19 protein-coding genes and 2 pseudogenes are annotated in these 21,468 nt (G+C 70.6%); 9 read left to right on the top strand and 12 right to left on the bottom strand.

Translation table 11 applies throughout. From position 1 onward, the window contains the following. Positions 1-62: 62 nt before the first annotated feature. Positions 63-1,118, bottom strand: coding sequence for a DUF2637 domain-containing protein (locus OHT21_RS09550; RefSeq protein WP_328767824.1), 1,056 nt, complete (start codon positions 1,116-1,118; stop codon positions 63-65). A 275-nt stretch (positions 1,119-1,393) separates the two neighbouring features. After that, positions 1,394-2,227: a (2Fe-2S)-binding protein gene (locus OHT21_RS09545; RefSeq protein WP_328767822.1), complete on the bottom strand. Its 834-nt coding sequence runs from the start codon at positions 2,225-2,227 to the stop codon at positions 1,394-1,396. An 819-nt stretch (positions 2,228-3,046) separates the two neighbouring features. Here OHT21_RS09545 and OHT21_RS09540 point away from each other — a divergent pair. Further along, on the top strand, positions 3,047-4,009 hold the full coding sequence (locus tag OHT21_RS09540; RefSeq protein ID WP_328767821.1) for a GntR family transcriptional regulator: 963 nt from the start codon (positions 3,047-3,049) through the stop codon (positions 4,007-4,009). A gap of 452 nt (positions 4,010-4,461) precedes the next feature. Here the strand turns inward: OHT21_RS09540 and OHT21_RS09535 are convergent, their stop codons facing one another. Both OHT21_RS09535 and OHT21_RS09530 read right to left on the bottom strand, forming a co-directional pair. Further along, complete coding sequence (locus tag OHT21_RS09535; protein ID WP_328767820.1) at positions 4,462-5,235, bottom strand: hypothetical protein; 774 nt, start codon at positions 5,233-5,235, stop codon at positions 4,462-4,464. Positions 5,236-5,388: 153 nt separating this feature from the next. After that, on the bottom strand, positions 5,389-7,062 hold the full coding sequence (locus OHT21_RS09530) for a PucR family transcriptional regulator (protein ID WP_328767819.1): 1,674 nt from the start codon (positions 7,060-7,062) through the stop codon (positions 5,389-5,391). A gap of 287 nt (positions 7,063-7,349) precedes the next feature. On the opposite strand from OHT21_RS09530, the gene OHT21_RS09525 reads away from it, so the two are divergent. The 5 genes from OHT21_RS09525 to OHT21_RS09505 are packed head-to-tail and all read left to right on the top strand — an operon-like array spanning position 7,350 to position 13,063. Continuing rightward, complete coding sequence (locus tag OHT21_RS09525) at positions 7,350-8,240, top strand: FAD binding domain-containing protein (RefSeq protein ID WP_328767818.1); 891 nt, start codon at positions 7,350-7,352, stop codon at positions 8,238-8,240. Beyond that, the gene (locus tag OHT21_RS09520; RefSeq protein WP_328767817.1) at positions 8,240-8,818 is read left to right on the top strand and encodes a (2Fe-2S)-binding protein; all 579 of its coding nucleotides are present in this window, start codon (positions 8,240-8,242) and stop codon (positions 8,816-8,818) included. The genes OHT21_RS09525 and OHT21_RS09520 overlap by 1 nt, the downstream gene beginning before the upstream one ends. Before the next feature lie 2 nt (positions 8,819-8,820). Further along, entirely contained in the window at positions 8,821-11,250 is a 2,430-nt protein-coding gene (locus OHT21_RS09515) for a xanthine dehydrogenase family protein molybdopterin-binding subunit (protein WP_328767816.1), read from the top strand. 34 nt (positions 11,251-11,284) lie between these two features. Beyond that, on the top strand, positions 11,285-12,520 hold the full coding sequence (locus OHT21_RS09510; protein ID WP_328767815.1) for an XdhC family protein: 1,236 nt from the start codon (positions 11,285-11,287) through the stop codon (positions 12,518-12,520). A 51-nt stretch (positions 12,521-12,571) separates the two neighbouring features. Beyond that, positions 12,572-13,063 (top strand): GNAT family N-acetyltransferase, encoded by a 492-nt coding sequence (locus OHT21_RS09505; protein WP_328767814.1) that lies wholly within the window; start codon positions 12,572-12,574, stop codon positions 13,061-13,063. Between the two features lie 81 nt (positions 13,064-13,144). Here the strand turns inward: OHT21_RS09505 and OHT21_RS09500 are convergent, their stop codons facing one another. Next, the gene (locus tag OHT21_RS09500; RefSeq protein ID WP_328767813.1) at positions 13,145-14,455 is read right to left on the bottom strand and encodes a lanthionine synthetase LanC family protein; all 1,311 of its coding nucleotides are present in this window, start codon (positions 14,453-14,455) and stop codon (positions 13,145-13,147) included. 93 nt (positions 14,456-14,548) lie between these two features. Continuing rightward, positions 14,549-14,749, bottom strand: a pseudogene (locus OHT21_RS09495) (Scr1 family TA system antitoxin-like transcriptional regulator); the annotation flags it as partial. Between OHT21_RS09495 and OHT21_RS09490 the strand changes: the two are divergent. Further along, positions 14,733-14,954, top strand: a complete 222-nt coding sequence (locus OHT21_RS09490; RefSeq protein ID WP_328767812.1) for a hypothetical protein — start codon at positions 14,733-14,735, stop codon at positions 14,952-14,954. The pseudogene OHT21_RS09495 and the gene OHT21_RS09490 sit on opposite strands and share 17 nt — an antisense overlap. Positions 14,955-15,210: 256 nt before the next feature. Here OHT21_RS09490 and OHT21_RS09485 read toward each other — a convergent pair whose 3' ends face one another. Both OHT21_RS09485 and leuE read right to left on the bottom strand, forming a co-directional pair. Beyond that, on the bottom strand, positions 15,211-15,474 hold the full coding sequence (locus OHT21_RS09485) for a hypothetical protein (protein WP_328767811.1): 264 nt from the start codon (positions 15,472-15,474) through the stop codon (positions 15,211-15,213). A gap of 154 nt (positions 15,475-15,628) precedes the next feature. Then, entirely contained in the window at positions 15,629-16,279 is a 651-nt protein-coding gene (gene leuE / locus OHT21_RS09480) for a leucine efflux protein LeuE (RefSeq protein ID WP_328774022.1), read from the bottom strand. Between the two features lie 465 nt (positions 16,280-16,744). Between leuE and OHT21_RS09475 the strand changes: the two genes are divergently transcribed. Continuing rightward, positions 16,745-17,851 (top strand): glycoside hydrolase family 6 protein, encoded by a 1,107-nt coding sequence (locus OHT21_RS09475; protein ID WP_328767809.1) that lies wholly within the window; start codon positions 16,745-16,747, stop codon positions 17,849-17,851. Positions 17,852-18,265: 414 nt separating this feature from the next. On the opposite strand, the gene OHT21_RS09470 is transcribed toward OHT21_RS09475, so the two are convergent. From OHT21_RS09470 to OHT21_RS09460, 3 genes and pseudogenes are all read right to left on the bottom strand, one after another. Beyond that, entirely contained in the window at positions 18,266-19,534 is a 1,269-nt protein-coding gene (locus tag OHT21_RS09470; protein ID WP_328767808.1) for an MFS transporter, read from the bottom strand. Positions 19,535-19,608: 74 nt separating this feature from the next. Then, positions 19,609-20,265: an ArsR/SmtB family transcription factor gene (locus OHT21_RS09465; RefSeq protein ID WP_328774021.1), complete on the bottom strand. Its 657-nt coding sequence runs from the start codon at positions 20,263-20,265 to the stop codon at positions 19,609-19,611. Between the two features lie 88 nt (positions 20,266-20,353). Then, positions 20,354-20,455 (bottom strand): annotated as a pseudogene (locus OHT21_RS09460) (alpha/beta hydrolase); the annotation flags it as partial. Positions 20,456-20,746: 291 nt separating this feature from the next. On the opposite strand from OHT21_RS09460, the gene OHT21_RS09455 reads away from it, so the two are divergent. After that, positions 20,747-20,971 (top strand): hypothetical protein, encoded by a 225-nt coding sequence (locus OHT21_RS09455; RefSeq protein ID WP_328767807.1) that lies wholly within the window; start codon positions 20,747-20,749, stop codon positions 20,969-20,971. A gap of 49 nt (positions 20,972-21,020) precedes the next feature. Here the strand turns inward: OHT21_RS09455 and OHT21_RS09450 are convergent, their stop codons facing one another. Next, positions 21,021-21,461 carry an SRPBCC family protein gene (locus tag OHT21_RS09450; RefSeq protein WP_328767806.1) on the bottom strand — a complete coding sequence of 147 codons (441 nt, stop codon included), beginning with the start codon at positions 21,459-21,461 and terminating at the stop codon, positions 21,021-21,023. Positions 21,462-21,468: the final 7 nt, after the last annotated feature.

Here is a 21,468-nt window from a genome sequence, read left to right as displayed (position 1 = left end):
AAAGTAAGGCCACGAGGTGGGGGAAGCCTCAGGGAGCGTCAGATCAGCACCGGCATCTGTCCTCAGCCGAACTGCTGCTCCAGGTCCTTGAGCTTGCGCTCCAAGGAGTCGAGCCGCGGCAGAGCCATCGTGTCGTCCTCGGCCGTGAGGTCGACGGTGAGCGGCTCGGCGCCGCTTCCGCTCTTAACGGCCGCGAGGGAGGGACGGGGGGCGCGCATGGGCAGTGGTTCCGGCGTCGATATGGCAGGCTCCGCGGCCACCTGAGCCGGGGCCGCGGGGGCCTGCACCGCCTGCACCTCGACCTGCCTGCCGCCGCGGCCGATCAGTCCGCGGTGGCCGCGGGTGAGCGCCTTGATACGGGCCCGGTCCAGGCGCTCCTGGTCGCGCCGGCGCTGCCGGTTCTGCTCCTTCTGCCGCTTGTCCTCGCGCACTTCCTCGACCGCCTCGTCCAGGCTGCGCACACCCTCGAGAAGCATCAGCGACCAGGCGCCGTACGTCTCACGGGGAGCCCGCAGCCAGCGGACGATACGGATCTGCGGCAACGGGCGGGGCACCAGGCCCTGCTCGCGCAGCGCCGCCCGGCGGGTCTGCTTCAGCGCCCGGTCGAACAGCACCGCCGCCGACAGCGACATGCCGGCGAAGAAGTGCGGAGCGCCCGCGTGCCCGGCGCCCCGGGGTGCGTGCACCCAGTTGAACCAGGCTGCGGCCGCCGCGAACGTCCACACGAGTATCCGGGAGCCGAGGGCCGCGTCGCCGTGGCTGGCCTCGCGTACCGCGAGCACCGAGCAGAACATCGCGGCGCCGTCCAGGCCGAACGGAACGAGGTACTGCCAGCCGCCGGAGAGATTCAGGTTCTGCTCACCGAAGCCGACCAGTCCATGGAAGGAGAGCGCTGCGGCGACCGCGGCGCAGCAGAACAGCAGCACATAGGAGGCGGTGCCGTAGATGGCCTCCTTGCGCCTGCGTCGCTCTTCGCTGCGCTCCCAAGAGTCGTCGGCTTCCGCTGCTTTCTCCCCGGCGCGCTTGCCGCGCGCGAGCACCGCAACCGCCGCCAGCATGCCCAGGAGCAGTACGGCGCCCGGAAGCAGCCAGTTAAGCGATATGTCGGTCAGTCTCATCTGGGGTCCCTTGCATTGGGATAGGGCGTAACGCCCGCCATAGTGGCCCAATCCCGTCGGCCCTCAGGGGGTTTCGGCGCAAGAGGCCGCCAAGGGAGTGCAAGGGGATGCGCAGGGCGACGTTCTGCTCGAACTGCCGGTCGAGGGACAGGAGTTGAGTACGAATAAGACTACCCGTAACGGTGGTTCGACGGATAGTTCCTGCGGCAAGTGAGGAAGTTGTGAATCGCCTGTAACCAGCGGGGGTCGACGGGGGCTGTTTTCAGCCCCAGGGCTCAACCGGCCGCTTGCGCGGTCAGCTTCTCGATGCGGAGCTTATCGCTGTTGCGCGGGCAGTTGGCGCAGGTGTCCTCGGGCTCGATGGTGTAGAAGAAGCAGCAGCTGGCCCGGTCGCGGGTGGGCAGCGATTCGCCGCAGGGGCCGGTCAGTTGGCGGAACGCGGGGGTGCCGACGTACGGGCGGGTCGTGCCCGGGAGCAGTCGCTCCAGCTCGGCCATCACCCGCTGCTCCTCGCCGAGTTGCTGGCCGATGTAGTGGAGGCTCTCGACCAGGTCGTCGGTCACCGTGCCCCACAGGGCGCGGCCGCGGCGGCGCATCCGGGGGCCGAAGCCGCCGAGTACCGGCTCCAGGTGCTCGGCGACGGCCGCCCGTACCTCCTCGCGCAGGGTCTCCTCGTCCGGTACGACGCGGGCGCCGGGCAACGTGGCCGCCGGGTCGTCCGGCAGGCAGGCGAATTCGGCGACCCGTACCGTCATGTGGCCGAGCTCGCGCTGGTAGGAGACGTTCTCCGCGGGGATACGGGGCACGCGGCGCAGCAGGAACCACGGCACCGTGAAGAGGAGGCAGGCCGGCCAGGCGTACCGGTGCAGGCCGAAGCTGGCGATGACGTCGGGGCGGGCCCGCTGTCCGTAGTCCTTGAGTACCTGTGCGTCGTCCCGTGCGAGGAACGCGTCGAGGTCGGGTCCGCCCGCCGCGAGCTCGTCGACGGCGAACCATCCGCCGCCCCGCGGGGTCTCCTCCTCGGGGCCGAGTTCTGTAATCACCAGGTAGGGATAGGCCTCGGTCAAGCGGTCGTACGCCTCCGTGACGACCATGTACGGATCACCCATCACGCTCGGCTGCCAGGTAAGGCTTACCTTATCCGATGTGGTCGAGGTTTGAACTGCCGTCCGTTCCGCCTATCGTGCTGGCTTACGACCACATCACCCGCAATAGCCACAAGTACCGCCAACCCGGAGGAGGCCCCCGTGAACCTTGCCGGCCCGAGTGACGGCTCCGCCGGGAGTACGGGGGGTACGTCGACGCAGGCTCGGTCCGGGTCGGATGCCCGCCCGACGTCGGGGGCTCGGTCCGGGTCGGACGCCGGCTCGGCGACGGGAGTTGGCTCCGGGCCGGACGTCCGCTCGGTGACGGGGGTCCGCTCCGAGACGGATGCTCGCTCGGTGACGGGGGTCCGCTCCGAGACGGATGCTCGCTCGGTGACGGGGGCTCGCTCCGAGTCGGATGCTCGCTCGGTGACGGGGGCTCGGTCCGGGTCGGACGTCGGCTCGGTGACGGGGGTCCGCTCCGAGACGGATGCTCGCTCGGTGACGGGGGTCCGCTCCGAGACGGATGCTCGCTCGGTGACGGGGGCTCGCTCCGAGTCGGATGCTCGCCCGACGTCGGGGGCTCGGTCCGGGTCGGACGTCGGCTCGTCGTCGGGAGTTCGCTCCGGGCCGGACGTCCGCTCGGTGACGGGCGCTTGCTCCGAGACGGACGCTCGCTCGATGACTGGGGTCCGCTCCGAGTCGGATGCTCGCCCGACGTCGGGGGCTCGGTCCGGGTCGGACGCCGGCTCGCCGACGGGAGCTTGCTCTGAGCCGGGCGCCCGCGCGACGTCGGGGGTTCGCTCCGAGTCGGACGCTCGCTCGGCGACGGGGGCGGCTCGGGTGCCTTCGAGGCAGGAGGCGGGGGCGGCCCAGGTGCCCCAGCAGCAGGGGGCGGGGGATACGGGGGCTGCGGACCGGGAGCGTACGCGCGGAGCGGCGGGCCGCCGCACCGAGGCGGGACCCGGGAGCGGTACGGCGCAGGGCGGTGCCGCGCACTCGGACTTCGCCCGGGGTGAGCACACGCACAGCGAGACTCCGATCCCGGGGCCGCGCGCGGCGCACGGGCGTCCGCAGGCCGGTGCGGCGGGCGGGGCCACCCTGGCTGACCCCGAGCAGGGCCGGGCCGTCCCGGCCGATCCAGGCGGCCCCGCCCGGGCCGGCCAGTCGGCGGCCCCCCGGCCCGTCGTCCAGCGGGCCTCCGTCCGGGGGCAGATCCTGGACGCCCTCCGTGTCGCCCTCGCGGGCGGAGAACTTGAGCCCGGCGAGGTCTACTCCGCACCCGTGCTCGGCGAGCGCTTCGGGGTGTCGGCGACTCCCGTGCGCGAAGCCATGCAGCAGCTCGCGGTCGAGGGGGCCGTCGAGGTGGTGCCGAACCGGGGGTTCCGGGTCGTCGAGCGGGGGGCGCGGGAGTTGGCCGAGCTGGCCGAGATCCGGGTGCTGCTCGAAGCGCCTGTGATGCAGCGGCTGGCCCGTAACGTGCCCGCCGAGCGCTGGGCGGAGTTGCGCCCGCTCGCCGATGCGACGGCTCGGGCGGCGGCTTCCGGCTGCCGGGCGACGTACGTCGAGTCCGACCGTGCCTTCCACCGCGCGGTGCTTGCCCTCTCGGGCAACGAGCAGCTGGTACGGATCGCCGACGATCTGCACCGGCGCGCCCAGTGGCCCTCTGTCACCGGGCCCGCCTCGCGCCGCCGCGCCGCCCTGGCCGCGCACGCGGCCGAACACACCGCGCTCCTGGACGCGTTGAGCAACCAGGACCTGGCGGCGACGCAGGCCCTTGTGCGGGATCACTTCGCCGGGGCGTGAGCGCTCCGCTGGCGGTGCAGTGATTCGGCTGCGGGCCCGTGAGAGCTGGTCGCGCCCGCGGCGCGGCGGAGCCGCACATCGATACAGCCCCGCGGGGTGCCTCCGGCGGTTGGGCGGCTGCGGGTTCGTCGTGGCTGGTCGCGCAGTTCCCCGCGCCCCTTAAGAGGCCTGCGGCCTCCTTCGGGGGCGCAGTGGCGCGCGGACTTCACAGGCCGCCCAGCGCGGCATGTCACGCCGCGCCCGCTGGCGGAGCCAACCGTGGCGCCAGCCACGTCGGTACGTCCCGAGGAATACCTGCGGGCCCGTGGGGGCGGATTGCGCCCACGCGGCGGAGCCCGCATATCAATACAGCCCCGCGCCCCTTACGGGGCGTGGTGCCGCGCCGGACTTCACAGGCCGCCGAGCGCGGCCCTCTCACCCCGCGCCCGCCAGCGGAGCCAACCACTACACCCTCACGCCGCCCCCGCCGGCGGAGCCAACCGCGGTGCCAGCCACGTCGGTACGCCACCCAGGAGCCGGAACAGCCGTGCCGCCTCCGCCCGTAGCCGGGACGCGTCCGGTTCGATCTCGGCGTCGGCCAGGGAGGCCAGTGCGGGCGCCGTGCCCACCAAGTAGCCCAACTCCTCGCGGATCCGCAGCGATTCGCTGAAGCCGTGCCGGGCCTCCGCCAACTCCCCTTCCCGCAGGGCGAGTCCGGCGAGGTGACGCCAGGTGAAGGAGAGCAGCAGCGCGTCGCCCTGGGCGGTCGCGCCGGCGTGGGCGCGGCGGTACGCGGCGCGGGCCGCCTGCGGGGAGTGCGCGAGGTTCTCGGCGAGGAGCCCGCGGCGGAAGTCGAGCAGTGCACGGCCCGGGGCGCTCGGCGCGATCAGCGCGGCGGCCCGGCCGAGCGCGGCCCGCGCCTCGTCCGCGCGGTCGCGCACCGCGAGCAGCGTGGCCGCGTACGCGAGCTGCCCGCGCTCGCAGGCCGCCGCCCCCCGCTCCTCGTCACTCCGTGCCAGCGCCTCCGCCGTGCGCAGCGCGTCCTCGGCCCCCGCCCAGCCCTGCTCGGTGTAGAGGCACCGTTCGACCAGGAGCGACGCCCGCTGGAGCGCGGCGCTCGCCGTGACGGGTTCGAGGAGCGCGGCTGCGTCGGCCCAGCAGGCGCGCGAACGCAGCCGCCATACCGCGGTCTGGAGTGGATCGTCCCCTGCAGCCGTTCCGTAACCAGACATGGCGGGATACGCCACGTTGCCCTCCCCGAGCACGCCATTGAGCTGTTGAGTGGTGGCCGCATCTCAGCATGAATCGGCGTGCCTGGCCAAGGGGGTGGGTGAAGGATTTCACAAAGTCATTAGAGAAGGAGTGGCACTTCGTGCCTCCAGATCCACATCCCCGTGACCTCAGCTCATCCGCAACGCCAGGAAGAAGTCCAGCTTGTCCTCGAGTCGTGACAGGTCGCGGCTCGTCAACTGCTCGATGCGGCCTACCCGGTAGCGCAACGTGTTGACGTGCAGATGCAGGCGGCTCGCGCAGCGCGTCCAGGAGCCGTCGCAGTCGAGGAACGCCTCGAGGGTGGGGATCAGCTCGGCGCGATGGCGGCGGTCGTAGTCCCGTAGCGGATCGAGGAGGCGAGCGGTGAAGGCGCGGCGTACGTCGTCCGGTACGAACGGGAGGAGCAGCACGTGCGAGGCCAGCTCGTGATGCCCTGCCGCGCACACCCGCCCGGGGCGGGCGGCCGCGACCCGGCGGGCGTGCCGGGCCTCCTCCAGGGCGCCCCGCAGGCCCTCCGCCGAGTGCACGGCCGCGCTGACGCCGAGCGTGAGCTGCCCGTCGTCGTTCAGGCCCGCGGACAGTGGGCCGCGGACGGCCGCCAGCAGCGTGTCGGCGAGCAGGCCCGACTCCAAGCCGTCGTGTTCAGAGGCCACCGCCGGGATCGGTACGAGCGCGATCGCCTCCTCGCCCGTATGAGCCACCGCGATCCGGTCGGACGGCTCGGGCCCGGACGACAGCGGATCGACGAGGATCTCCTCAAGCAGCGACTGGGCCACCGGACCGCCCTCGATCTCCCCGCCGTCCCACTCGACACGAGCCACCACGACCTGCCAGTGCGGAGCCGCACCGAGCCCCGGCAGCAGCACGGGCGCGGCAACCCGCAGCCGCGCCGCGATCTCCGCGGGCGCCGCCCCGCTCTGCACCAACTCCAGTACTTCCTGGGCGAGTCGGCGCCGCACCGTACGCGCCGCGTCCCGCCGGTCCCGCTCCACCGCGATCAGCTGCGTCACCCCGTGGAGCAGGTCGAGCCGCTCCTCCGGCCAGTCCCCGGCATCCGCCTCCACCGCGAGCAGCCAGTCCGACAGGACCGTCTCGCGTACGTCGCGGGAGGCCGCCGCCCCTCTTCCGCTGCTGAGGATCGGGAAGAGCGAGTACGTCGTGCCGCCCACCGCCACGCGGTACGGCCCGCGTCGCCCCGTGCGCACCGCCGCCAGGTGCTCGGCGGCAAGCTGGGCGCGGATCTCGGCGGGCGGCCGGGCCCCCGCGAGGTTCGAGCCCGCTATCGCGCGCCCGGCAGGAGACAGCACCCAGGCCCGTAGATCCAGATCGGAGCCGAGCAGGTCCAGGACCACCTCCGGACCGCCGCCCGCCGGGCCGGAGGTCATCATCCGCCGGTGCCGGTCCACCACGGCCGCCAGATCCCCGGCCCGCTCGCCGGAGACCTGCCGTACGACATGCTCGGTGATCGTCGCGAAGGCCACCGACTCGTCGACGGCGAACAGCGGCAGCCGGTGTCGGGCGCAGGCCAGTACCAGATCGTCGGGGATGTCGCCCAGTTCGGCCTCACCGGCGGCCAGGGCCGTCACCCCGGCCGCCACGAGGATCCGTACGAAAGGCTCGGAGTCCGCCGCGCTGCGCCGCCAGGCGAGACCGGTGAGGACCAGTTCACCGCCCGAGAGATAGCGGCTGGGGTCGCGCAGATCCGTGGTCATCACCCCGCGCACGGTGCGGTCCAGCTCGTCCTCGCCGCCGAGCAGCCTGAGGCCCAGCGCATCGGTGTCCAGCAGTGCGCGCAGCCGCATTCTCGTCGCCGCCGTTCCTTGTCTGGAAATCTTTGGTTCCCGGGAGACCGCGTTCGATGTTTCCCGAGGAAAACGATGAGGTTGCCGACGTCCCCCGTTCAGACGAATCTACAAGAGCGTCGCCCTGGCCAGCCGACTCCTTCATGGTTTCCGTGACTGACCCAGGTGAGGGACCCCGAGGTGTACTGGCTTCAATCGCTGTGAACAGCTCCTGATCGAGCCGATACCGTCGCCGTCCCCGGTCTGGCTCAAACGGAACGCCCCACGATACGAAGAGAGAGCCCCTCATGGACTTCCTTCGCCCCGGCAGCTGGGAGGAGGCGCTCGCCGCGAAGGCCGAGCACCCCACCGCTGTGCCGATTGCGGGCGGCACCGATGTGATGGTCGAGATCAACTTCGATCACCGCCGGCCCGAGTACCTCCTGGACCTGAACCGCATCGGCGATCTCTACGAATGGGAGGTCGGCGAGGACAGCGTGCGACTGGGCGCCTCGGTCCCGTACACCAAGATCATGGAGCACCTGCGGCCCGAACTGCCCGGCCTCGCCCTCGCCTCCCACACCGTCGCCTCCCCGCAGATCCGCAACCGCGGCGGCGTCGGCGGCAACCTCGGCACCGCCTCCCCGGCCGGCGACGCCCACCCCGCACTCCTCGCGGCGGGCGCCGAGGTCGAGGCCGAGTCCGTACGAGGCTCCCGTCGCATCCCGATCGACGACTTCTACACCGGCGTGAAGCGCAACGCGCTCGCCGCCGACGAGCTGATCAGGGCCGTACACATCAAGAAGGCCGACGGGCCGCAGCAGTTCTCGAAGGTCGGCACGCGGAACGCGATGGTGATCGCGGTCTGCGCCTTCGGTCTGGCCCTGCACCCTTCGTCGCGCACGGTCCGCACGGGCATCGGTTCGGCCGCGCCCACGCCCGTACGGGCCAAGGCCGCCGAGGAGTTCCTGAACGCGGCGCTCGAAGAGGGCGGTTTCTGGGACAACGGAAAGATCATCACCCCGTCGGTCGCCAAGCAGTTCGCGGACCTGTGCGCCGCCGCCTGCAACCCGATCGACGACGTCCGGGGCACCGCGAGCTACCGCCGCCACGCGGTGGGCATCATGGCCCGCCGGACGCTTACCTGGACCTGGGAGTCGTACCGCGGCACCGCCGCCCACACGGAGGGAGTCGCGTAATGCGCGTGCATTTCAAGGTCAACGGCCGTCCCCAGGAAGCCGACGACGTCTGGGAGGGCGAGTCCCTGCTGTATGTGCTGAGGGAGCGCCTGGGGCTGCCGGGTGCCAAGAACGCCTGCGAGCAGGGGGAGTGCGGTTCGTGCACGGTACGGCTCGACGGCGTACCGGTGTGCTCGTGTCTGGTCGCGGCGGGTCAGGTGGAGGGTCGTGAGGTCGTCACGGTGGAGGGTCTTGCGGAGTACGCGCGGCAGCGGGATGCGGGGTGCGCGTCCGGTTCCTGCGGTACGTCCCTCGACGAGGCCAAGCGGTGGGGCGCGCACGGCACCGACTCCCAGACCGGCGAGGGCACCGAACTCTCCCCGGTCCAGCAGGCGTTCATCGACGCGGGCGCGGTGCAGTGCGGCTTCTGCACCCCCGGTCTGCTGGTCGCGGCCGACGAGATGCTGGAGCGCAATCCGACTCCGACCGACGAGGACATCCGCGAGGCGCTGTCGGGCAATCTCTGCCGCTGCACCGGTTACGAGACGATCATGAACGCGGTCCGCCTGGCGGCCGCCCGGCAGTCGGAGGCGGTGTGAGCATGGCCGGCATCAACGCTCCCCTCGGCACCCCCACCAAGGTCATCCAGGGCTCGCGGACCAAGGGCGGCATCGGCGAGTCCACGCTCCGCCTGGACGGCACGCTGAAGGTCACCGGCGAGTTCGCGTACTCCTCGGACATGTGGCACGAGGACATGCTGTGGGGCCAGATCCTGCGCTCCCCGGTGGCCCACGCGGAGATCGTGTCGATCGACACATCCGAAGCCCTCGCTCAGGCCGGCGTGTACGCCGTCATGACGTACGACGACCTGCCGACCGACGTACGGCACTACGGCCTGGAGTTCCCGGACACCCCCGTACTGGCCCACGGCCGCGTGCGCCACCACGGCGAGCCCGTCGCGATCGTCGCCGCCGACCACCCGGAGACCGCACGCCGCGCCGCCGCCAAGATCAAGGTGGAGTACCGCGAACTCGCGGTCGTCACCGACGAGTTGAGCGCGACCGCTCCCGACGCGCCGCTGATCCACGAGAACCGCGACGATCACTACTTCCCGCACGTGTCGCACCCCAACATCCTGCACCGCCAGCCGATCATCCGCGGAAACGTCGAGGAGGCCCGCCGTCGCGCCGACTTCATCGTCACCGGCGAGTACACCTTCGGCATGCAGGACCAGGCCTTCCTCGGCCCGGAGTCGGGTCTCGCGGTACCCGCGGAGGACGGCGGCGTCGACCTCTACATCGCCACGCAGTGGCTGCACTCCGACCTCCGCCAGATCGCCCCGGTCCTCGGCCTGCCCGAGGAGAAGGTGCGGATGACGCTGTCCGGCGTCGGCGGCGCGTTCGGCGGGCGCGAGGACCTGTCGATGCAGATCCACGCCTGTCTGCTGGCGCTGCGCACGGGCAAACCGGTGAAGATCGTCTACAACCGCTTCGAGTCCTTCTTCGGCCACGTCCACCGCCACCCCGCGAAGCTCTCCTACGAGCACGGGGCAACGAAGGACGGCAAGTTGACGCATCTGAAGGCGCGCATCGTCCTGGACGGCGGCGCGTACGCCTCGGCCTCACCCGCCGTCGTCGGCAACGCGGCCTCGCTCGGCGCGGGCCCGTACGTCATCGACAACGTCGACATCGAAGCCCTCGCCCTCTACACGAACAACCCGCCCTGCGGCGCCATGCGCGGCTTCGGCGCGGTGCAGGCCTGCTTCGCGTACGAGGCGCAGATGGACAAGCTCGCCGACGAGGTGGGCATGGACCGGGTCGAGTTCCGCCGGCTCAACGCCATGGAGCAGGGCACGATCATGCCGACCGGCCAGCCCGTCGACTCTCCCGCCCCGGTCGCCGAACTCCTGCGCCGCGTCAAGGCGATGCCCCTGCCGCCGGAGCGAGGGGGGCACCTCCCGCTCGAGCGAAGCCGAGAGTGGGGGAGGGAGAGCTCCGAGGGCGCCGACGTGCGCCAGCTGCCGGGCGGCCTGTCCAACACCACGCACGGCGAGGGTGTCGTACGGGGCGTCGGCTACGCGGTCGGCATCAAGAACGTCGGCTTCTCCGAGGGCTTCGACGACTACTCAACTGCCCGCGTCCGCATGGAAGTTGTGGGCGGCGAGCCGGTCGTCACCGTCCACACCGCGATGGCGGAGGTCGGCCAGGGCGGCGTCACCGTCCACGCACAGATCGCCCGCACCGAGCTCGGCGTCACGCAGGTGACGATCCAGCCGGCCGACACGCAGGTGGGTTCCGCGGGTTCGACTTCGGCGTCGCGTCAGACGTACGTCACTGGTGGCGCCGTCAAGAACGCCTGCGAACTGGTCCGCGAGCGGGTCCTGGAGATCGGGCGCCGCAAGTTCGGTACGTACCACCCCGCTTGGGCCACCGCCGAGTTGCTGCTGGAGGGCGGCAAGGTCGTCACCGACGCCGGTGAGGTGCTGGCCGACCTGGTGGACGTACTCGAGGACGAGGCGGTCGAGGTCGAGGAGGAGTGGCGGCACCGGCCGACGGAGCCCTTCGACCGGCATACCGGGCAGGGCTTCGGACATGTGCAGTATTCGTTCGCCGCGCACCGGGCCGTGGTCGAGGTCGACACCGAGCTGGGGCTGGTGAAGGTGATCGAGCTGGCCTGCGCCCAGGACGTGGGCAAGGCCCTCAACCCGCTGTCGGTCGTCGGCCAGATCCAGGGCGGTACGACGCAGGGCCTGGGCATGGCGGTGATGGAGGAGATCCTCGTCGACCCGAAGACGGCGAAGGTCAGGAATCCGTCCTTCACGGACTACCTGATCCCCACGATTCTGGACACGCCGACGATGCCCGTCGACGTGCTCGAACTGGCCGACGCGCATGCGCCGTACGGGCTGCGGGGTGTGGGCGAGGCCCCGACGCTCTCATCAACTCCGGCCGTACTGGCGGCAATTCGGAACGCGACGGGGTTGGAGCTGAACAGGACGCCGGTACGGCCGGAGCACCTCACCGGCATGTGATCCTCCGGTCGGATAGGCGAGAGGAGACCGAGACATGCTGGACATCGCCGAAGAGTTGCACCGGTGGGTCGAGCAGGGCCGCGACTTCGCCGTGGCCACGGTGGTGGCCGTCAGCGGCAGCGCTCCGCGCGGGCCCGGCGCGGCCCTCGCGGTTGACTCCGAGGGCACGGTGATCGGCTCGGTCTCCGGGGGATGCGTGGAGGGCGCGGTGTACGAGCTGTGCCAACAGGCTCTGGCGGACGGGGAGTCGGTCCCGGTCCTGGAGCGCTTCGGGTACAGCGACGAGGACGCCTTCGCGGTGGGGCTGACGTGTGGCGGCGTCATCGACATCTTGGTGACGCCGGTACGGGCCTCGGCTCCCGAGCGGGAGGTGTTCGCGTCGGCGCTGTCCGCGGCTGCCCGCGGGGAGGCGGCGGCGGTCGCGCGCGTGGTCTCCGGCCCGGGGGAGATGCTGGGCCGCGCGCTGCTCGTACGATCCGACAGCTCGTCCGGCTCGTCCGGCTCGTCCGGCTCGTCCGGCTCGTCCGGCTCGTCCGGCACGTTTGGCTCATACGGCTCGTACGAGGGCGGATTCGGCGCTCATCCCGAGCTGGACCGCACGGTGGCGGCCGAGGCGGGCGCCTTCCTGGACGCGGGCCGCACCGGCACCCTGGAGATCGGAGAGCAGGGCTCTCGTTGCGGAGCACCGCTCACGGTGCTGGTCGAGTCGTCGGTGCCGCCGCCACGGATGCTCGTCTTCGGCGCGATCGACTTCGCGTCGGCGCTGGTGCGCATCGGCAAGTTCCTCGGGTACCACGTGACGGTCTGCGACGCGCGTCCCGTCTTCGCGACGGCGGCCCGCTTCCCGGACGCGGACGAGGTCGTGATCGACTGGCCGCACCGCTACCTGGAGCGAACGCCGGTGGACGCCCGTACGGTCCTGTGCGTCCTGACCCACGACGCCAAGTTCGACGTACCGCTGCTGCGGCTCGCGCTGCGGCTGCCGGTGGCGTACGTCGGGGCGATGGGCTCCCGGCGCACGCACCTGGACCGGAACGAGCGGCTGCGCCAAGTCGGCGTGACTGAGCTGGAGTTGGCACGGCTCAGGTCGCCGATCGGGCTGGATCTCGGGGCGCGTACGCCGGAGGAGACGGCACTGTCGATCGCCGCAGAGATCGTCGCCAACCGCCGTGGCGGCAGCGGGGTTTCACTGACCGGGGCGCATACGCCGATCCACCATGACGCGACGTCGGCGACGGCCCCGGCGGGGCGGATCGGGTCGGTGGCCTGACGTCTGATGCCTGACGCCCGGACGGGATCATCGTTGCGTATGCTGCCGGGCATGTTGAGGCTCGAGCGGCTCCGGGAAGACCACGCGCCTGCTCTGCTGACTTTCGAGCAGGAGAACCGGGAGTACTTCGCACGGTCCGTGCCGGACCGGGGTGACGCGTTCTTCGCCGAGTTCACCTCCCGCCTCCTCGCCCGCCTCGCCGAGCAGGACGCGGGCGACTGCCACTTCCATGTCGTCCTCGACGAGCGGGGGGACCTGATCGGCCGCGTCAACCTCGTCGACGTCGACGTAGACGGCGCCGAACTCGGCTATCGGATCGCCGAGCGTGCCACGGGCCGGGGCGTCGCGACCGCCGCGGTCGCGGAGGCGTGCCGCCTCGCCGCCGCGACCTACCGGCTCCCCGTACTCAGGGCGCGCACGACCCTCGACAACCCGGCGTCCATGACCGTGCTCGCGCGGAATGGGTTCACCCCGGTGGAGGACATCACGCTCGATGGACGCCCTGGCATCCGGTACCGGCGCCGGCTTGCCGCCATTGGCTGATCGCCCACATCGGGGTCGGGGTCGGGATGCGTCAGACGTGAGCTTGCCAGTGCAGCTCCTCCGGCCTGAAGGCTTCTCGTTTCACCCGGGCTGACGCGTCGCGGATCGGGTCGGTGGCCTGAGGGCGCTTCGGCGTACCGTCGGCTGGTCAGGCCAGTGGAACGCGTAGTCCGGATCGCCTCCTCGGCCCAGCCGGACGTAGCGCATCAGTTCCCGTGCGATGCCCGCGTTGCCCATCGCCCAACCCGTGCGGGGTTCGAGGTCGCTCGGGATGGCCCTGTGCTCGAAGTTGGACCAGCGAGCGCCGTCGGCGTCTCGGATCGCGCGGTCGGTGAGGTCCGCGACCAGGACCCGGGCGAAGTCGTGGCCGTCGTCCTGCTCGGCGATGCGGTCGCAGGCCTGGGCGAGGACCCCTGCGGTGCCGCAGCAGCGGGCGTTGTTGTCCCAGAAGCCGGGGCGCAGTCGGGCGGGCAGGCCGGAGTGGGTGACTGTGTGCCAGCAGCGGTCGGCCAGGGCGGACCAGGCGGCCGTGTTCTCGGTGAGGACGTCCCGGAGTTGACGGAAGACCTGGGCGTCACCGGCGGGGCCGTGGCACCAGCCGAAGCTGTAGCGCGCGTTCAGTTCGGGCCAGTGGGCCGGGTCGGAGTGCGCGACAAGGAACCCGTCGAGGCCGTCCTCGTCCCGCGCCACGACGCCCGCGGCACCGGCCCGGGCCAGCTCGACGAGGTCCGTCCGTCCCGTCGCGGTGCCGACGGTGGCCAGCGCGTACACGATGCCCAGGGTGCCGTGCGAGATGTGGTGCATACGCCCCTCCCTGCCCGTACGGAACTCCCAGTGCACGCCCGACGGGACCTCCTCGGCGGTACGCAGATAGGGCTCAAGGGCGAGTACGGCCAACTCCTCGTCGCCGAGCCGCAGTGCACCGAGCCCGATCCCGGCGTTCCCACCCATCAGCTCGAACAGCTCGCCCCAGCGGGTCCCGTCGAAACGCGACCGCACGATCTCCATGGCCCGGTCGGCGGCGGCGCGGGAGACCGTGTCGCCGAGTTCGTCGTGAACGGCCCGCAGGGCCAGGGCCATGCCGGTGAGCCCGAAGTACAGCGAACTGTCCTCGCACCCGTCGACGGCATCGGCGAGACTGCGAGCCGCGCGCACGGCGGTGTCCGCGAACGAGTCGTCCCTGAAGTGCCGCCACCCCTCCAGAAGCGCCGGTACGACCCCGGCGGTACCGCAGTAGAACATGCTCTCGCGCTCGTCATCGGAGGGCTTCTTGGGCCAGCCGAGCCCGCCGCCTCCGGTGTCCCGCGCGGCGGCGAGCATCCAGCGCAGGGCATCGCCTGCTAACGCCTCGACCTCGTCAATTTCCGCGTACCGCAGGTCCGTTGCCGTCATGGCATCCACTTTTGCATGTGCTCAGGGGTACTCCTGCTCAGGCCCGCGCACGAAGCAACGCAGGCCACCCGGCTCCAGGTCGTCAGCTCGGTGTCAGGCGATGTCGAGGGCTTGGCGTGCCTGGCTGATCACGCGTTGCGCGTCGGCACCGTAGACGGCGGACTCCCGCAGCGCGCTCCATACTTTCAGGTGCGTCGAGACGCTGTCGGCGTCGTCGAGCCACAGCTCCGCGTGCCAGTTCTCCACGATGAGCCGACGTGATCCAGCGGGGGTGCGCATGAACGGATACACGCCGGAGATCGGTGACCTCGTATGGGACGAGGCGACGCGCAAGGTCGGCCGGGTCATGGACCGCGTCGGCTCGTACTGGCAGCTCAAGCCGCCCGGTGGCGGGCGGGAATGGGACGCGCGTGGCCTGCTGAGGCCCGCCACGACGGCCGAGAGGCTGTCGGCCGGCGTGGCCCTGGCCAACGCGCGGAGCCGGGGAGAGGTGCCGTGAGCGGAGGTGGCGTGGCATTGGCGCGACGGCAGCGGTCGAGCGAGCCGCCTACAGGCCGAGGTCAGCGACGTCGAATACGGCCGGCACCAAACGGCGTACCGCGCGTACGTCGAGCATGCCTCGGCCTGCCCGGACTGCGTGGAGGGCATCTGTCCTACGGCGCGGAGGCTGTGGCGCGTGGTGAAAGGACGCGAGGAGCCCGGCGCGTAGGGCGCCGGGCGGCGGACGGAGCGGGCACGACCCTGCGTCTTACCGACTACTGCACTCCAGTGTGCGGCCCACTCCATCCCTTGGTGCTGCGGCCCGCAATCGCGCGGAAGACCCTGTCCTCAGGCGGACCGTAAGCGAGGTCGAACACGACCAGGACGCCGGTGCGGCGGTCCCGGCCCTCCTCCGCGTCTCTTGACTGGACATCGATACGGCGGTCACGGATGGTCCCGATGATCGCGGGGAGTACTGCGATGGCCAGTACGGCCAGAGTGACGACAGTCTGGACGGCGAGGTCGAATGTGTTGTTCATGCCTCCCAGCCTGGTCACTGGCACGACCAGGCAACAGCGGCAAGGCTGTCAGCCGACATCGGATTCCTGCCACTTTTGTGCGCCTATTGCGCCTATGAGGACCTTGCGATCGCGGCAGCGGCCACAACCCGGTCCTGCCATGACATGCGGTGCGTCAGCTGCCCGTCGTGGCGAGCTTTGCGGCGAACCCGAGGAAGAGAGCGCCGGCTCCGCTGGTCAGACCCGCCGACAGGCGCCGGCGTCGGCGGAACTGGGCCGAGAGGTACGTGCCGCCGAGGATCAGCAGGGTCACATAACTGATGCTGATCACCTGGTAGATCAGCGCGAGCAGCCCGAAGGACAGCACCGGGTGCGGATAGGACGGGTCGACGAACTGAACGAAGAAGGAAATGAAGAACAGGATCGCCTTCGGGTTGAGCAGAGTGATCAGCAGCGACCGACGGAACGGCCGCTCACCGTCCTGGGCGCCCTCCGGCCCTTCGGCCGGTGATTCCACCTTGCGGGTGCGCCACATCTCCCATGCCCCGCGGATCATTCCGAACGCGATCCAGGCCAGATAGCCGGCCCCCGCGTACTTGATGACGGAGAAGACGAGTTCGTTGGCGCGCAGCAGCGAGGAGAGCCCCGCGGCGGTGAGCAGCATCAGCAGGGTTTCGCCGATGAACACGCCCGCGGCGGCCCGGTACCCGGTGCGCACGCCGCGCCGCGCCGCCACGGACAGCGTGTAGAGGGAACTGGGCCCCGGCAGCAGAATGATGAGGAGGGTCCCCAGGGCGTAGGTGGAAAGGTTGGACACTCCCAGCATCTGCTGCTCCCTCCGTGGCTGCTGCGGCTGTCCGGCGTCGTCGCCGGTGACCAGCCCGACGTCGTTGCCGGTTCTTGCGTTGTGCGACGTGACCAACTGGTCGACATGCGCGATTAGTTGAAGAGCGTAGTCCTCGGTGATGTTGGTGCAGGTCTCGGCCCATGCAGTCGCGAGTTCGTCGATGTCGAGCAGGTCCTGCCCGCCGAACCGCTTGTAGGCACCGAGGCGGTTCCCGAGCTCCGTCCGGTGCCGCCGCGAGCCGCCCGCTGCAGCCACCTTGACGGGTTGCCCCGTGCGCGACGAGGCTCATGGGAGCGCTCCCGCAAGTCCGCAAGTCCCCGGTGACCGTTGCGAACCAGGAGTGAACCCATGAGACGTATCTCAACAGGCCTGGCTGCCTTAATGGTTGGCCTGGCCTCTCTGCTGAGCGCGCCGACGGCAGGCGCGGCTGATGTGGTGGATGTTGTGGCTGATGCGGCGGAGCCTGAACGGCGCAGATCCGGCCTGTACGTCCCCGACGCCAACCCGGCGGCGTACCGCCAGGCCTTCGAGTTGGCCCGCACCGGCCAACTCCGGGACGCGGCAGGCATCCTGGCCATGGCCCACACGCCGCAGGCGGTCTGGTACGGCGACCAGACGCCGCCCCAGGTCGAGCGGCAGATCCGCGAGGTGGCGCGCGACGCGGACCGGCACAACGCGCTGCCCGTCTTCGCCCTCTACAACGTGCCCGGCCGCGACTGCTCCAACTACTCCGGCGGCGGCGCCTCCAATACGGCCGAGTACAAGGCGTGGATCGACGCGATCGCGCGCGGCATCGGCGGCCGTGACGCGCTCGTCGTCCTCGAACCCGACTCCCTCGCCCTCGTCCCCGCCGACTGCGGCCAGGACGACGCCCAGGGCACGCTGACCGCGGCCCGTTACACCGAGGTCAACTACGCGGTGGACAAGCTGGAACCGCTGCGCGGAACCCGGGTGTACCTGGACACGGGCCACCCCGGCTGGCACACCGTCAACTCGATCGTCCCCCGCCTCCTCAAGGGCGGCATCGACCGGGCCACCGGCTTCTACACCAACACCTCCAACTACCAGACCGACGACGCCAACTCCTGGTACGGCAAGCTGATTTCGTCCTGCCTCGCGTACGTGGACGCAGGCGGCGACCCGGCCGCCTGCCCCAACCAGGGCTGGCCACGCGCCGACGCCCAGGCCTGGCTGGAGGAGAACGTACGCGTACCACCCTCCCGTATGAAGCACTTCGTCACCGACTCCAGCCGCAACGGCCAGGGCCCGTGGACCCCGCCCCCGGGCAAGTACACGGACCCCCAGGACTGGTGCAACCCACCCGGCCGCGGCCTCGGCACCCGCCCCACCCTCCGCACGGGCGACCCACTCCACGACGCCCGACTGTGGATCAAGATCCCGGGCGAATCGGACGGCCTGTGCCTGCGCGGCACGGAGGGCCCGGAGGACCCGGAGCGCGGGATGGTCGACCCGGATGCGGGGGACTGGTTCCCCGAACAGGCCCTGGAGCTGGTGCGGTTGGCCAATCCGCCGATTTTGGGCGGAGGTTGAGACGCGGGGCCCGGGAGTTTGATGAGCAGCGGGCGCGCCCTCGCCGACGCGCCCGCTGCCCAGGCTTCAGGCTTACGAGGAATTCGGCCGACTCGGAGCACTTCGCCGCCAACTGTGGACAACTGGCCCACGGCGCCGCCCGGTTCGAACTGCACAGGAAGACCCGAACGCTCTTGCCTGACGGGAGGACCGGCCGGTGGTGCTGACGATCAACGTGGCGTTACTCCTCGCTGTGATCATCGTCGTACGACTGCGTCGCCGAACGGAAGCCAGAAGCAGGAACGACGAGAAACTGACCGTGGCCAGCGCCCCTCACCCCGAGGCTGTTGCGGGAACTTGTGACACTTGCACGTGCAAGTGTCACAAGTTCCCGCAACAGCCATGCCCCCCACCCCCAAACTCGTGGACGGCATCTCAGAGTCGGGGCGGTGAGCTCCGCCCGACCCTTCGTGGAGCGTTTGCCTCAGGGGGCCGCTTCAGGACCTCTCTCCCACCCGGACGGTCCATCTCGCGCCACTCCGGCCGCAGTCCTGCCAGGTTCGTGGTGAGGAAGTACGCGGCCCCGCAGGCGAGCAGTACGGGCACAAGCCCGACGGAGGCCACCGCCGCCCCGGCGATCAGCCCGCCGAGAGGGATACCTGACCAGGCCAACGAGTCGCCGAGCGCGTTGACCCGGCCGAGCATCCGGCGCGGCACGCGTTCGAGGAGGATGGCCCCGATCACCGGGTTGAGGAAGCCCGCACCGAATCCACTGACGGCGAAGACGGCCAGTACCGCTCCCAGCGGGGCGTCGAAGGCGAGGATCAGATATCTCGGCGCGCCGGCCAACAGGAATCCGGTGAAGAAGACGACCCTGCGCCGCAGTCGGTGTGCGGCCACTGCGGCGATCAGGCTCCCGGCGACCGCGGCGGCCCCCATCGCGCTGCCTGTGAGGCCGATCGCGGCCGGCCCGTTGCCGGACTCCTTGGCCCAGACGGGCAAGAGAACCGTCATGAACGCCGCATCGAGCAGGTTGGTGATGCCCACCATGATGATGACGGTGAGCAGCAGTGGCTCGCTGCGCAGGAAAGTGAAGCCTTCGCCGAAACGTTTCCAGTAGCCCGTTTTCGTCTCTTCGGCTTGCGACGAGGCGCCCTCGGCCGACTCGCCCATGCGGCGAGGCAGCGTCACTGCGATGATCACCGATCCGAGAGCGAAGCAGCCTGCGTTGACGACAAGACCTGTCAACGGGCCGAGCAACGCCACCAAGGAGCCGCCGGCCGCCGGGCCGACGGTCGAGGCGAGCCGCTCGGTCACGCCGGACAGACCCGTGGCCCGCTCCAACGGCACCCCAGCGCGCTCAGCCGCCTCCGGGACCATGACTTCCTTGGCCAGGTCGCCGGGTCCGCGGGCGGCGCCGATCACCGCAACCAGGGCCAGCAGAAGCGGAAAGGACAGCAGGTGCAAGGCGTGGAACAGGGGGACGGCGGCGGCAGCGGCTGCGCTGGCGAGGTCCGTGGTCCAGGAAACCTTCCGTGGGCCAACTCGGTCCACCAGCGGCCCGGTGAGCGCCTTGACCACCACGTAGGGAGCCATCTCGAAGAAGGCGACCAGCCCGGTCTGGGTGGCGCTGCCGGTCGTGACCAGTACGAACCAGGGGAGCGCGACCGCCGATACCCGGGTACCGGTCAGCGACACGGCCATGGCCGCCAGCACCCCACCCAGAGGTCGTAAGGACCGCCTTCTGGATAAGCCGTCAGCGCCTGGAGCGTCCCCTGTCACGACGACGTCTCCGTTCCTGGCGCAGTCTCAGGACTGGAGTGCACCTCCGACGGTGCGGGCGCATCCAGCTCCGGCAGAAGCTGCGTGATAACGCCAACCCGCTCGGCTCCTTCCGGGGCACTCGCCGCAGCCTCGGGCGTATCCCTCCGGTACCGGGCGATGACGGCCCTCAACTCGTGCCGCAGGGCGACGGCCTCTTCGGGCGTGAGCCGCAAGGCCATGTCGCTCATGTCGAAGGTGTCCCGCCACGCGCGGGGCATGGTCTGCAACTCGTTCAGCGTCTGCTGGGTGCGCATGGTGTACGTGGTGGCGACGGATTGCAGGTAGGCCAAGGCGGCCTCGGGCTCTCGATCGGCCAGCTCCCGGTCGTTGAGCTCCGTCATCTGATGTACGGAACGCCACCAGCGCTCTCGCGCATTGCCGCGCTCAGCGTCCTCCTCGACGAAACCAGCCGCGTCGAGCTGGCGCAGGTGATAGCTGGCCGTCCCGGAGTTCACGCCCAGCCGCTCCGCGAGACGCGTAGCCGTCGATGGGCCGTACTTCCGCAGCAGCCCAACCAGCTGCACACGCACCGGATGCGCCATGGCTCGCAGCCCCTTGGCATCCAGAACAACGGAGCTCTCTTCAACGTACGGGCCCTCTGCCCTCTTCATCGCGTCGGTCACACCGCACAGGATAAACTGCAAAGAGTTCTTTGCGAAGAGCTCTTTGCGGTCAGCTTCGTGGGCTCGCAGTCAGTCCCTACGGCTGCGAAATCCGGTCGCGCAGCCAGGAGCCGACGCCGCTGAGTGCCGTCCTGGCCATGGCCGTGGGGTGGCTCGTGAAGCCGTGGGGTGCGTCGGGGTTGGGCACTGCTGTGGGTGTACTGAGCGGGAGTGACTTTTGGTGAATGTGAGTGAATGCCCAGGCCGGACGTCGTGCCGCCCGGCGCCTGCGCCGGGAGGGTCATCCATGCCGTGGTGCGTTCTTGGTCTCCGTTCTTCGGGACGGGAACTGGGGTTCTTGGGTCGAATGGGTGACCTTTGCGGGTGCTGCTCGTTGACTGCCGTGACGGGATCTTCGGCTGGGCAGGGGGTGAAGGGGTGGGGGCTGCGGGAGTTGGCGCCATCGTTCGTGGTGCCTGGCCCTGCCGGGGTGGCCATCCGGGACCGGCTGCGGGTGTCGGAGACGGATGCGGTCGTGCTGGCCGAGGTCGGACGGTTCCTTCTGGCCGCCTGGCACCTCGATGTGCACGGCAACCCGGTCGGGGAACCGCAGCGCTTCTTCTACGACCTCTCGGGCAGTGCGGTCAGCCGTTGCCGACATCAGAGTGTGCCCTACACCCTCGCACCGGGTGCCGCAGCAGCAGGCAGAGGCTAAAACTCAAGCTGGAGAGCCGCGAGAGGTCGTGCCGCAGGGCCGCTGGCGCTCAAGACGGCTTCAACAACCCGTCCATGGCGCGCCCGAACATCCGCCGGGCCACCCATGCCAGTGGCCGGTCGAAGGCAGTCGGCAGTCGGCGTACGCGCAGTTCCTCCTGCCACACCACGCGTGAACCTCCGTTCCCGTATGGATGCACGGTGATCTCGGCCCACCCCGTCACGAACGTCCCGCGCTTGAGCAGGCGGCACGTCCCGGGGCATCCGTCCGTGGGTGGTCGCCAGGTCACGACCTCCATCGGGTCGTCGAACGTGAGGGGGCCGATTCCCGATCGCGCAACGAAGACTGTGCCCGCGCGGGTCGGTGGTGGGGTGACGACGGTGATCCGGGTGAGTGGTACGACGTCCCCGTGGCGTTCCCATGTCGTCAGCCGCCGCCAGACCTGGGCGACCGGACTCGGCGATACGCGTTCCAGGAGGAAGAGGACCACGGGTCGA

Source organism: Streptomyces sp. NBC_00286 (genome assembly GCF_036173125.1).
In the GTDB taxonomy this organism is placed as follows: domain Bacteria; phylum Actinomycetota; class Actinomycetes; order Streptomycetales; family Streptomycetaceae; genus Streptomyces.
This window is presented reverse-complemented; position numbering and strand designations above follow the sequence as displayed.